This is a genomic window from Baekduia alba, from assembly GCF_028416635.1.
GTDB classification, from domain to species: domain Bacteria; phylum Actinomycetota; class Thermoleophilia; order Solirubrobacterales; family Solirubrobacteraceae; genus Baekduia; species Baekduia alba.
In genome coordinates, this window is sequence record NZ_CP114013.1 from 653,137 (window position 1) to 665,295 (window position 12,159).

The window sequence follows — 12,159 nt, forward strand, 5'->3', positions numbered from 1 at the left end:
ACTACCGTTCGCCCGGCGTCTTGATGGGGTACATGCTCACCGGCACCGACAGGTCGAGCGCGGTCCGCAGGATGCGGTTCTGCTCGGCGGTGTGGGCGGCCGGGTAGCCCTCACCCGGGCTGGCGCGCTCCGGGCGGCCGATGTACCCGAACGCGAGGTGGTCCGGCAGGATCTGCAGCAGGCGCGGCGACATGTGCGCGCGGGCGCCCATGTTGCGCGGCTCCTCCTGCACCCACACGACCTCCTCGAGGTTCGGGTAGGTCTCGATGAGCTCGCGGACCTGACCCTCGGGGAAGGGGTACAGCAGCTCGATGCGGCCGATGGCTACGCCGTCGTTCTCGGCGCGGTTCGGGTGCGAGACCAGGTCGTAGTAGATCTTGCCGGTGCACAGCACGAGCCGCTTGACCTTCTCGATCGGCACGCGCGGCTCGCCCAGCACCGGGAAGAACCGCGACTCGGCGAGGTGCTCGATCCGGTTCGTCGCCTGCGGCAGGCGCAGCAGCGACTTCGGCGTGAAGATCACCAGCGGACGCTGCTTGGTGATCCGCGCCTGGCGCCGCAGCAGGTGGAAGTACTGCGCCGGCGTCGTGAGGTTCGCGACGCGGATGTTGCCCTCGGCGGCGAGCTGGAGGAAGCGCTCGATGCGGGCGGAGGAGTGCTCCGGGCCCGAGCCCTCGTAGCCGTGCGGCAGCAGCAGCGTCAGCCGCGAGGTCTGGCCCCACTTCGCCAGGCCGCTGATGATGAACTGGTCGATGATGACCTGGGCGCTGTTGGCGAAGTCGCCGAACTGCGCCTCCCAGAGCACCAGCGTCTCGGGCGCCTCGGCGGAGTAGCCGTACTCGAAGCCGAGGCAGGCGATCTCGCTGAGCGGCGAGTTGTGCAGCTCGAACGGGGCGAGCGCGCCCGGCAGCGACTGGATCGGGCAGACGGTCTGCCCGGTCTTGGCGTCGTGCAGGACGAGGTGGCGCTGCGAGAACGTGCCGCGCTCGACGTCCTGACCCGTCAGGCGGATCGGCGTGCCCTCGGTCAGCAGCGACGCGTAGGCCAGCGTCTCGGCGTGCGCCCAGTCGATGCCGCCGTCGGCGCCGAGCGCCGCGCGGCGGCGGTCGAGCTGCTTGACGAGCTTCGGGTGCACGGTGAAGCCCTCGGGCGTCGTGAGCAGCTCGGCGTTGAGGCTCTGCAGGCGGTCGTGGGAGACCGCCGTCGGCACGTCGGGCGACGGCGAGCGGTCGAGCTGGTACTCGCCCGTCTGCTGGGTCACGCCGCCGGCCGCCTCGGCCGCCTTGATCTTGGACTTCAGGTCGGCGTGCAGCGCGCTCAGCCGGTCCCAGATCTCCTGGCTCTGACGGTCGACGTCGTCCTTGGTGATCGTGGTCTCGGTGACCATGCGCTCCGCCCAGATCTCGGCCGCGCGCTTGTGGCCCTTGATCTTGGCGTACATCTCGGGCTGCGTGTAGGCGGGCTCGTCGGCCTCGTTGTGGCCGAAGCGGCGGTAGCCGATCAGGTCGATGACGACGTCGTGGCCGAACTCCTCGCGGTAGGCGAAGGCGAGGCGCACGGCGTGGATGCACGCCTGCACGTCGTCGGCGTTGACGTGGATGATCGGGACGTCGTAGCCCTTGGCGAGGTCGGAGGCCCAGCGGGTCGAGCGCGCGTCCTCCGGGTCGGTGGTGAAGCCGACCTGGTTGTTGGTCACCAGGTGCAGCGTGCCGCCGACCTTGTAGCCGTCCAGCGCCTGGAGGTTGAAGCCCTCCGCCACGACGCCCTGGCCCGGGAAGGCCGCGTCGCCGTGCAGGACGATCGGCATCGCGGCGTCGGTGTCGCGGTGCGCGTGCGGGCCCTGGCGCGTGGTCTGCGCGGCGCGCGCCGCGCCGACGACGACCGGGTGCACGAACTCCAGGTGCGACGGGTTGCTCTCCAGGTTGACGAGGATCGACTCGCCGTTGGGGAGCTGGTAGGAGCCCTGCGCGCCGTGGTGGTACTTGACGTCGCCGGTGCCGCCCATCGGGATGGTCGTGACGGCCTCCAGCGTGGAGGCGCCCTCGAACTCGGCGAAGATCGTGTCGTAGGGCCGGCCCAGGTTGTGGGCCAGCACGTTGAGCCGGCCGCGGTGCGCCATGCCGACGACGACCTCGCGGGCGCCGTGGGCAGCCGCGAGCTGGATCGCCTCGTCGATCATCGGGACCGTCATGTCGAGGCCCTCGATCGAGAACTGCTTCTGGCCGAGGTAGGCCTTGTGCATGAAGCGCTCGAACGCGTCGACCTCGATCAGGCGCGTCAGGAGCGCCTTCTGCTCCTCGGTGGTCAGCGGCTTGCGGAACTCGCCGCCCTCGATCTTCTCGCGCAGCCAGGTGCGCTGGCGGTGCGAGGCGATGTGCTCGATCTCGTAGGCGATCGTCCCGCAGTAGGTCTCGCGCAGGTGCGGGAGCGCGTCGGCCAGCGTCGCGCCCGGCACGTGCATCCGCAGGATGCGCGCCGGGATCTTGGCCATCAGCTCGGGCGTCAGGCCGACGGTGTCCGGGTCCAGCGCGGGATCGCCCTCGGGCTCGGTGCCCAGCGGGTCGAGCCTCGCGGCCAGGTGGCCGTGCGTGCGGTGCGCCTTGAGCAGCGACGTCGCGGCCTGCACGGCCTGCAACAGCTCCTCGTCGATGACCGGCGCGCGGCGGTCGCCGGCGCGGGACTCGCGGGCGGCGGCCGCGGCGGCGGCGGGCGCCGGCGGCGAGGGCGCCGGGCCGAGCTGCGCGCCGAGCGACGCGAACACGCCGTCGTAGAACGCGTTCTCGCCCTGGAGGTAGCCCTCGACGACCTGCAGGAACCGGCCCGACTCCGCGCCCTGGATGACGCGGTGGTCGTACGTCGAGGTCATGGTCATGACCTTCTCGGCGCCGATCATGTCGCCGATGTTGCCGAGGCCGACGGGGTAGGCGATCGAGCCGGTGGCGACGATCGTGCCGTTGCCCTTCATCAGGCGCGGGACGCTCGCGATGGTCCCGATGCCGCCGGGGTTCGTGAGCTGGACGTTGGCGCCGGTGAGGTCGTCGGCGGTGAGCTTGTTGTCGCGCGCCTTGGCGATCAGCGCGTCGAACGCCGCCTTGAAGTCCTTGAACGACAGGCGCCCGGCGTCGCGGATGACCGGGACCATCAGCGTGCGGGAGCCGTCCTTCTTCTCCACGTCGACCGCGATGCCGAGGTTGACGGCCTCGTCGTCGATGCGCGTCGGCTTGCCGTCGACGGTGTCGAAGTGATGGGACATGACCGGCATGTCCTGCTGGGCGGCCAGCGAGATGGCGTACGCGATCAGGTGCGTGAAGGAGACCTTCTGGCCGGCGTCCTTGAGCTGCTTGCGCCGCGCGTCCATCGTCGTGACGGTGATCGTCCGGAACGAGGTCGCGGTCGGGATCTCGCGCGACTCGTCCATGTAGCGGGCGAGCATCGCGGCGCCGCCCTTGAGCACGGTGCGCTTGCCCGTGGCGGACCCGGCCTCACCCGCCCCGTCGAAGGACAGGACGTCGTCCTTGGTGATGCGGCCGTTGGGGCCGCTGCCGGTGACCTGGCCGAGGTCGACGCCCTCGGCGGCCGCGACGCGCGCGGCGACGGGGGAGGCCTTGGCGTCGCTGGGCACCGCGGCCGGCGCGGCGGGCGCGCTCGTGGCGGCGCCGTTGCCGGACGCCGGGGCAGACCCGGACCCACCCGTCCCGGCGCCGTTGGCGGCGCCGAGCTGCATGCGGGCGATGACCTGCCCGACGGTGACGGTCTCACCCTCCTCGGCGAGGATCTCGGTGATCGTGCCCGCCGCGGGGGAGGGCAGCTCCATGTCGACCTTGTCGGTGGAGATCTCGACGACCGTGTCGCCGTCGCCCACGGCGTCGCCGACCTTGACCGCCCACTCCAAGATGGTGCCCTCGGTGACGGACTCGCCGCCGGCCGGGGTCGTGATGTCGACGATCTCGCCGGGCGTGTCGTCGGCTGGAGCTTCGGAGGCCGGAGGTGCGGACGCACCGCTCCCGTTGCCGCTGCCGTTGGCCGACCCCGCACTGCCGTCACCCGCCGCGATCTCCGCCAGGACGGAGCCCACCTGCACGGTGTCCCCCTCGGCGAAGTGGATCTTCACGATGGTCCCGCTCGCGGGCGAGGGCACCTCCGCGTCGACCTTGTCGGTCGAGACCTCGACGAGGATCTCGTCAGCCTCGATGGTGTCACCTTCCTGCTTGTGCCACTCCAGGATGGTGCCTTCCGTCACCGACTCGCCCATCGCGGGGAGGGTGACCTCGATTGCTGCGGCTTCGACGGCCATGTCTCTTTTCTTGACTCTAGCGCTGATTGCTGTTAGCGACGGTTAGGGTGCGACGCCGTGTTTCGCGGATGAACTCGTAGGACCCGACGAACGGCCCGACAGCACCTATTACGGCCACCGCCACCGCAAGTTGCAGTGAGATCACGCGTGCCCGCAGTGCTTCGATGCACAGGACGCACATGACGATCCACCCGACCCCGTGCGCGAGCCCGAAGACGAACTCGAGCGGATGGAGCCCGGGGACGATCCACACCGTCAGCAGGATCGCGTAGATCGTCGAGTGCGCGAACGACAGGTGCTTGAGCGTCGTGAACGACGGCGTGAAGCGCGCGGCGCGGGTCGGGACGGTCTTCACTGCACCAGCCGCGCCACCATGCGCAGCGGATCGTCGGCCTCGGCGGGCCAGTCGTCGATGTCCGCGGGCCACCACGCGTAGGCGTCGTGCTCGTGGTCGGGCGTGACCTGCGCGCCGGCGGGAAGCCAGGCCTGCCCGATGAACATGATCATGTTGTGCGGCAGGCGCACGAGCGCCTCGCCGGTCACGCGCTCCGCGACGACCGACCACTCCTCGTCGAGCTCGCGCGTCAGCGTCTCGAACGGCGACTCGCCCTCGTCGACCGCGCCGCCGGCGCCGAGCGCCCAGCGGCCGGCCCAGGACGCGAGCCAGGAGGCGCGCCGGCCGGCGAGCCAGCGGCCCTCGCTGTCGCGCGTGACGCAGAGCGCGGAGATCGTGGCCGAGGCATCGCCTTCAACAAGCCGCAGCGCCCAGCGGAGGGGCTGCAACTCGAGTTGCAGGGTGCCGTCGCCGGTCTCCTCGAAGGTCACGAGGCGGGCGCCGACGCCGTCGTGGCTCGGCGAGCCGCGGTCGCGCAGGGCGGCGATCGCGGCGTCGGCGGCGTCGACCTTGTGCTCCTCGGCGACGAAGGCCTCGTCGAGCCAGACCGCGCGCACCTGCTCGGCGGCCCAGGGGCCTCGAGCGAGCAGCGCGGGTGCCTGCGCTTGCGTCATGCAGAGCGAAGGGTACGCTGGCGGCGTCTTGGAGCGCTCGCCCGCGGACGTCTATACGGAGCACTGCCGCCGGCGGGAGCTCGCCTACCAGGTCGATCACGCCGGAACACCGGTGTTCCGGCCCCGGGTCGGCTGCGACGATTGGCGCGTCAGCGCTGGCCTCGGCGCGGTCTACGCGACGACCGTCGTCCGGCCGCGCGGCGAAGAGGCCTACAACCTGGTCTTGGTCGACCTCGACGAGGGCTTCCGGATGATGAGCCGGGTCGTCGGGGTCGCGCCCGAGGACGTGGCGATCGGGACGCGGGTGCGCGTCGCGTGGGAGGACGACGTCCCGGTCTTCGAGGCAGCGGAATGACTCGCGGAGAACGCTCGCATTCCGAGGCGCGTACTCGCCCGGAGGCTCGTTCCCGCGGCGGTCGGCACTTCGGAGCGCGAGTGTCGTGACCGGGCTGGCGATCGTCGGCGCGGCCGAGGCGCAGATGGGCGTGGCGCTGCCGGGCCTGAGCGCCGCCGACGTGATGGCCGAGGCCGCGCGCGCCGCGCTGGCCGACGCTGGGCTGACCACCGCCGACGTCGACGGCGTCTTCGCCGCGGCGACGCAGGTGCCGTGGGCGAGCACGACGCTCGCCGAGGACCTCGGCATCCAGCCGCGCTACAGCGACTCCACCATGATCGGCGGCGCGTCGCCGATGGCCCACCTCAACCACGCGCGTGCGGCGATCGCCGCGGGCCTGTGCGAGGTCGCGGTCATCGGCTACGGCTCGACGCAGCGGTCGGTCGGCCGCGCGACGGCGTCGGTGCAGGACGTCGACCCGTGGGAGGCGCGCTACGCGCCGATGCTCCCGATCGCCGCCTACGCGCTGGCGGCGTCGCGGCACATGCACGAGTACGGGACGACGCCCGAGCAGCTCGCGTGGGTCGCGGTCAGCGCGCGCCAGTGGGCGCAGCGGCGCGGCGACCCCGCCTGGTCGCAGGGCGACCTGGGCGTCGACGACGTCCTCGCCTCCCCGCGCGTGTGCGACCCGTTCGGCGTGCGCGACTGCTGCCTGGTGACCGACGGCGGCGGCGCGCTGGTCGTCACGTCGGTGGCGCGGGCGCGCGGGCTGCGGAGCACGCCGGTCTTCCTGCTCGGCGCGGGCGAGGCGCAGACGCACCGGCACGTCTCGGCGATGCCGGACCTGACGCGCACCGCCGCCGTCGAGTCCGGCGCGCGGGCGTTCGCCGAGGCCGGGCTGCGGCCGAGCGACGTCGAGTCGGCGCAGATCTACGACGCGTTCACGATCACGCCGATCCTGTTCCTGGAGGACTTGGGGTTCTGCGGCAAGGGCGACGGCGGCGCGTTCGTCGAGGGCGGCCGCATCGCGCCCGGCGGCGAGCTGCGCGTGAACACGGCGGGAGGCGGGCTGTCCTATGGGCACCCCGGGATGAACGGGCTACCGCTGCTGGTGGAGGCGGTGCGCGAGGTGCGCGAGGAAGGCAAGGACATCGTGTTGGCTCATGGCAATGGCGGCGTGCTCTCGACGCAGGCGACGGTCCTGCTCGGGTCCGAGGAGGTCGCCAGGGGGCGGCCGCGGACGAAGGTGGCGCGGCTGCGCGAGCCGGCCGGCGCGGTGATGGGCCGCCGGCGCCGCGCGACGACGCCGGGCCGCGCGCCGCGCCCGGCGGGGGCGCCGTCGTGAGCCGCCGGCGGTCGTGGTGGGGCTGGGGCTTCGAGGACGCCAAGCTCGACCCGACGGCGCTCGCGCCGGTCGTGCGCGACGTCCTGGGCTTCCCGCTGCCCGACGACGTCGAGCAGCCGGTGGCGCTCGGGTCGATCGCGCTGCCCGCGCCTCGCTTCCCGCGGCCCGACGGCCTCGACGGCTGGTCGACGGATCCGCGCGACCGTGTCGAGCACGCCTACGGCCGCTCGTTCCCCGACACCGTCCGCGCGTTCCGCGGCCAGGTCGACCGCGCGCCCGACGCGGTGGTCTTCGCGCGCGACGAGGACGCCATCGAGGCGACGCTGGAATGGGCGGCGCGCGAGGACGTCGCGGTGATCCCGTTCGGCGGCGGGACGAGCGTCGTCGGCGGCGTCGAGCCGCGGGTCCCGGCCGACCGCCTCGGCGTCGTGTCGCTCGACCTGTCGCGCCTCGATCGCGTCGTAGAAGTCGACCCGGTGTCGCGCGCGGCGCGCATTCAGGCGGGCACGGCCGGGCCGGCGCTGGAGGCCCAGCTGGCCGAGCACGACCTCACGCTGCGGTTCTTCCCGCAGTCGTTCGAGCTCTCGACGCTCGGCGGCTGGATCGCCACGCGCGCCGGCGGGCACTTCGCCACGGTCTGGACGCACATCGACGACCTGGTGGAGTCGGTCCGCGCGATCACGCCGTCGGGCACCTGGGAGTCGCGGCGGCTGCCGGGCTCCGGCGCCGGGCCGTCGCCCGACCGCCTGCTGCTGGGGTCGGAGGGCATCCTCGGCGTCATCACCGAGGCGTGGGTGCGGGTGCAGCCCAAGCCGCGCTTCCGCGCCGCGCGCGCGGTGCGCTTCAAGGACTTCATGAACGGCGGCAGCGCCGCGGTGCGCGAGCTGGCGCAGTCCGGGCTGAACCCGGCGAACTGCCGGCTGGTCGACGCGCTGGAGGCTCAGCAGACCGGCACGAGCGACGGCACGCACGCGGTGCTGGTCCTGGGCTTCGAGTCGACGGACCATGAAGTTGACGCACAACTCGCACGGGGCCTGGCGATCTGCAAGGCGCACGGCGGCGCGTGGGACGAGCCCACGGAGACCGGCCCGCCCACCCGCGGCGGCGCCGTCTCCACCTGGCGCGACGCGTTCATCGCCATGCCCTACCTGCGCGACGCGCTCCTGCAGCTCGGCGTCCTGTCCGACACCTTCGAGACCGCGATCACCTGGGACCGCTGGCCCGCGTTCCACGCGGCGGTGACCGGCGCGGTCCGCGACGCGCTGGGCGAGCCCTGCCGCGTCAGCTGCCGGATGACGCACGTCTACCCCGACGGCCCGGCGCCGTACTTCACGGTGCTCGCGCCCGCCCGCCGCGGCGACGAGCTGGCACAGTGGGAAGCGATGAAGCGCGCAGCCTCAGAGGCCATCATCGCCGCCGGCGGGACGATCACCCATCACCACGCGGTCGGCCGCGACCACCGCGAGTGGTACGACCAGCAGCGCCCGGACCTGTTCGCGGCCGCGCTGCGCGCCGCCAAGTCCGCGGTCGATCCCGGTGGCGTGCTCAACCCCGGCGTGCTGGTCGACGCGTGACGGCGGACGACCTCGCCCAGGGGCTCGGCGTCCGGGCGCGAACTCGCCTGCGGCTCCTGCGCGCGCGCTTGGCGGTGCGATCGTGAGCGGCAGGTTCATGCGCGTCTGCGTCTATGCCGGCTCGGCGGACGGGGCCAACCCGGACTACGCCGAGGTCTCGACCCGGGCGATCACCGAGGTCGTCCGGCGCGGCGCGGACGTCGTCTACGGCGGCGGGTCGCTCGGCCTGATGGGCGTGCTCGCCGACGCAGCGCTCGCGGCGGGCGGCGAGGTCACGGGCGTGATCCCGCGCTTCCTCGACGACCGCGAGGTCGGGCACACGGGCGTCACCGACCTGCGCGTCGTCGAGAACATGCACGAGCGCAAGATGCTGATGGCCGACCTGGCCGACGCGTTCCTCGTCCTGCCCGGCGGCATCGGCACGCTCGAGGAGGTCGTCGAGATGTTGTCGTGGTCGCAGCTCGGGCTGCACCGCAAGCCGGTCGGCCTGCTCGACGTCGACGGATTCTGGGGTCCGCTCGTCGCGCTGCTGGACCACATGACCGCCGAGCGCTTCGTGAGCGTCGACCACCGCAAGCTGCTCGTGGCCGATCCCGACCCCGTCGCTCTGTTGGACGCGATGGAGGCATGGGAGGCGCCGAAGCTCGCGCGCCGCTGGCTCACCTCCGAGGACGAGACCTGATCGCGATCCTCGGATCGGGCGCCGTCGGCGCGCTGCTCGGCGCGCAGCTGACCCGGGCCGGCGTGGCGACCGCGCTGGTCACGACCGAGGCCAGCGCCGAGGCGATCGCGCGCGACGGGATCGCGGTCGGCTCGCCGGCGTTCGGCGACCACGTGGAGCGCGTGCGCGCGGTGCCGGCGCTCGAGGCGCCGCCCGGCGCGCTGGTCGTCGCGGTCAAGGCCCCGCACCTCGCCCGCGCGCTGGACCGGATCGCCGGCGAGCCCGACGTGGTGGTGCCGCTGCTCAACGGCGTCGACCACATGGCCTTGCTCCGGGAGCGCTTCGCCAACGTCGTCGCCGCGACGGTGCGGGTCCAGGCCCACCGCGAGGGGCGCACGAGCGTCGTGCATCGCGCGCCGTTCCTGACGGTCACCGTCGCGGCGCCGGGCGCGCCCGCGCTGACCGACGCGCTCGCGCTTGCGCACGTCGAGGTCGTGGAGGGCGGCGCCGAGGCCGACGTCCTCTGGGCCAAGCTCTCCCGCCTCGCCGGCATCGCGCTCGCCACGACTGCCGCCGACGCGCCGCTCGGCGACGTCCGCGACGACGCCGAGGCCGTCGCCCGCGAGGTCGCGGCGGTCGCCCGCGCCGAGGGCGCGCGGGTCGACGCCGACGCGGTCCTGGCCGAGCTGCGCGCGCTGCCCGACGCCGCGACGTCCTCGCTGCGGGCCGACGTGATGCGGACCGAGCCATCCCCGGGCGACCACGAGCTCGACGCGATCGGCGGCGCCGTCCTGCGCGCCGCCGCGCGCCACGGCCTGCCCGCCCCGCGGACGCGGGCGCTCGTCGACCGCATCGGTAGCCTCTAGGCGAGCGCCATGTCCGACACCTCGAAGATCGCCAAGAACCTGCAGGCCTTCCAGATCGCGATCAACGCCCACGATCGCGAGAACCCGACGCACAACGCGTTCGGGATCGGGCTGGCGCACTTCGACCTCGAGCGCCTCGGCTTCGACGAGGGCGAGCAGATCCTGCCGGGCATCACGATCCACGCCGACAGCGGCGTGACCGGCAACTTCCGCGTCCTCTGCGACGGGCAGCACGACGAGGACCTCGAGCGCGAGGCCGAGGAGGCCGACGTCGTCGAGGCGGTGGCCGTCGAGCGGCAGGTCACGGTCGCCCCGTACGGCCAGCCGGACGACTGAACCGGCACGGGAACGCTCAAGTTCTCAGCAAATCAGGCCGACCACCCGGCACATGGGGTCGTCCAAGGGGGACGTGGAGCGGTTCTTCGACCGCTCCCCAGACCTGCTCGCCATCGCGGATCGCCGCGGCTACTTCACCTGCCTGAACCCGGAGTGGGAGGCCGTCCTCGGCTGGTCCCGCGACGAGCTGATGGCGGAGCCGTTCCTGAACTTCGTCCATCCCGAGGATCTCGAGCGCACCTGCCAGGAGATCGCGCGCGCCACCGGGCCGTCACCGTGCACCACGCGCTACGAGAACCGGCTGCGGACGCGCGACGGGGTCTGGCGCTGGCTGCTGTGGTCCGCCCGCTGGGACGGGACCGAGTGGAGCGCGGTCGCCAAGGACATCACCACGCGCAAGGAGCTCGAGCGCCACTCGCTCCACGACGCGCTGACCGGCGTCGCCAACCGCGCGCTGGCGACCGACCGCCTCGGCGCCGCGATCGCGCGGCTGGGCCGCAACGCCGGCGCGGCGGTCGCGCTGCTCGTCGACGTCGACGACCTCACCACCATCAACGACACGCACGGCCACGCGGGCGGCGACATCGTCCTGCGCGCGATCGCCGACCGGCTGACCGAGCGGCTGCGCGCGGCCGACACCGTCGGGCGCTTCGGCGGCGACCGCTTCCTGGTCGTGGCCGAGGGCCTGGCCGACGGCGGCGCGCACGGCATCGAGGCGGTGATCGAGCGCGTGCACGGCGCGTTCTCGCGACCGATCCCGACGCGCAACGGGCTGATCTCGGTGACCGGGAGCGTCGGCGTGGCGGTCGCCCGCGACCGCGCGATGGACCCCGAGCATCTGATCCGCGACGCCGACGTGGCGCTGCGCCGCGCGAAGTCCGACGGCCGCGGCCACGCCGAGGTCTTCGACGCCGCGCTCGCCGAGGAGGTCCGCCACCGGCTGGAGCTCGCGGCCCAGCTGCGCGGCGCGCTCCAGCGCGGCGAGCTGCGCGTCGTCTTCCAGCCCCTGGTCACGATGGTCGACGGCAACGCCGTCGGCTGCGAGGCGCTGCTGCGCTGGGACCACCCGGACCGCGGCGAGCTCGCGCCGGGGTCGTTCCTGCGCATCGCCGAGGACGACGGGCTGATCGTCCCGATCGGCGCGTGGGTCCTGGAGGAGTCGTGCCGCCAGCTCGCGGCGTGGCGCGCGCAGGGGCAGCGCGACCTCTGGGTGTCGGTCAACGTGAGCGCGCGCCAGCTCGGCCAGGCGGACTTCGTCGCGGTCGTCGAGCGCGCGCTGCGCGAGACCGGCGTGCCGCCGTCCTCGATCTGCCTGGAGGTCACCGAGACCGCCGTGCTGCGCCGGCCCGACGTGGCGCGCCGCGCGCTCGAGGCGCTGCGCGTCCTGGGCGTGCGCGTCGCGCTCGACGACTTCGGCCTCGGCTACTCGTCGCTGACCCATCTCAAGGCGCTGCCGGTCGACGTCGTGAAGGTCGACCGCTCGTTCGTCGCCGACCTCGTCGACAGCACGCAGGACCGCGCGGTCGTCGAGGCTGTCCTGACGCTCGCCAACCGCATGGGCCTGACCGTGATCGCCGAGGGCGTGGAGACCGCCGACCAGGACGAGCTCCTGCGCGAGATGGGCTGCCCGATGGTGCAGGGCTACCTGTACGGGCGGCCCGTCCCGGCGGCCGACGTGGTCCTCTCCGCCGCGCCCGCCGCGCCCGCCGCGCCCGCCGCGCCCGCCGCCGCGTAGGCTGGC

Annotated in this window: 10 protein-coding genes; 7 read left to right on the top strand and 3 right to left on the bottom strand. The window is 73.3% G+C overall.

Annotated features, from left to right (window positions below; all coding sequences use genetic code 11):
• Window position 1: 1 nt before the first annotated feature.
• The 3 genes from DSM104299_RS03095 to DSM104299_RS03105 are packed head-to-tail and all read right to left on the bottom strand — an operon-like array spanning window position 2 to window position 5,302.
• Window positions 2–4,294 carry a multifunctional oxoglutarate decarboxylase/oxoglutarate dehydrogenase thiamine pyrophosphate-binding subunit/dihydrolipoyllysine-residue succinyltransferase subunit gene (locus DSM104299_RS03095; protein ID WP_272475825.1) on the bottom strand — a complete coding sequence of 1,431 codons (4,293 nt, stop codon included), beginning with the start codon at window positions 4,292–4,294 and terminating at the stop codon, window positions 2–4.
• 16 nt (window positions 4,295–4,310) lie between these two features.
• Window positions 4,311–4,649, bottom strand: coding sequence for a hypothetical protein (locus DSM104299_RS03100; RefSeq protein ID WP_272475826.1), 339 nt, complete (start codon window positions 4,647–4,649; stop codon window positions 4,311–4,313).
• Window positions 4,646–5,302, bottom strand: coding sequence for an NUDIX hydrolase (locus DSM104299_RS03105; RefSeq protein ID WP_272475827.1), 657 nt, complete (start codon window positions 5,300–5,302; stop codon window positions 4,646–4,648). The genes DSM104299_RS03100 and DSM104299_RS03105 overlap by 4 nt, the downstream gene beginning before the upstream one ends.
• A gap of 28 nt (window positions 5,303–5,330) precedes the next feature.
• Between DSM104299_RS03105 and DSM104299_RS03110 the strand changes: the two genes are divergently transcribed.
• The 7 genes from DSM104299_RS03110 to DSM104299_RS03140 all read left to right on the top strand — a co-directional run bounded on the left by DSM104299_RS03110 (window position 5,331) and on the right by DSM104299_RS03140 (window position 12,153).
• Window positions 5,331–5,657 carry a Zn-ribbon domain-containing OB-fold protein gene (locus DSM104299_RS03110; protein WP_272475828.1) on the top strand — a complete coding sequence of 109 codons (327 nt, stop codon included), beginning with the start codon at window positions 5,331–5,333 and terminating at the stop codon, window positions 5,655–5,657.
• 85 nt (window positions 5,658–5,742) lie between these two features.
• Complete coding sequence (locus DSM104299_RS03115; protein ID WP_272475829.1) at window positions 5,743–6,981, top strand: acetyl-CoA acetyltransferase; 1,239 nt, start codon at window positions 5,743–5,745, stop codon at window positions 6,979–6,981.
• On the top strand, window positions 6,978–8,555 hold the full coding sequence (locus DSM104299_RS03120; protein ID WP_272475830.1) for an FAD-binding oxidoreductase: 1,578 nt from the start codon (window positions 6,978–6,980) through the stop codon (window positions 8,553–8,555). Before DSM104299_RS03115 ends, DSM104299_RS03120 begins: the two co-directional genes overlap by 4 nt.
• 97 nt (window positions 8,556–8,652) lie before the next feature.
• On the top strand, window positions 8,653–9,237 hold the full coding sequence (locus DSM104299_RS03125) for an LOG family protein (RefSeq protein ID WP_349294519.1): 585 nt from the start codon (window positions 8,653–8,655) through the stop codon (window positions 9,235–9,237).
• Window positions 9,183–10,082: a ketopantoate reductase family protein gene (locus DSM104299_RS03130; RefSeq protein WP_272475832.1), complete on the top strand. Its 900-nt coding sequence runs from the start codon at window positions 9,183–9,185 to the stop codon at window positions 10,080–10,082. The genes DSM104299_RS03125 and DSM104299_RS03130 overlap by 55 nt, the downstream gene beginning before the upstream one ends.
• Window positions 10,083–10,091: 9 nt before the next feature.
• Complete coding sequence (locus tag DSM104299_RS03135; RefSeq protein ID WP_272475833.1) at window positions 10,092–10,418, top strand: hypothetical protein; 327 nt, start codon at window positions 10,092–10,094, stop codon at window positions 10,416–10,418.
• Between the two features lie 52 nt (window positions 10,419–10,470).
• Entirely contained in the window at window positions 10,471–12,153 is a 1,683-nt protein-coding gene (locus DSM104299_RS03140; protein WP_272475834.1) for a putative bifunctional diguanylate cyclase/phosphodiesterase, read from the top strand.
• Window positions 12,154–12,159 lie beyond the last annotated feature (6 nt).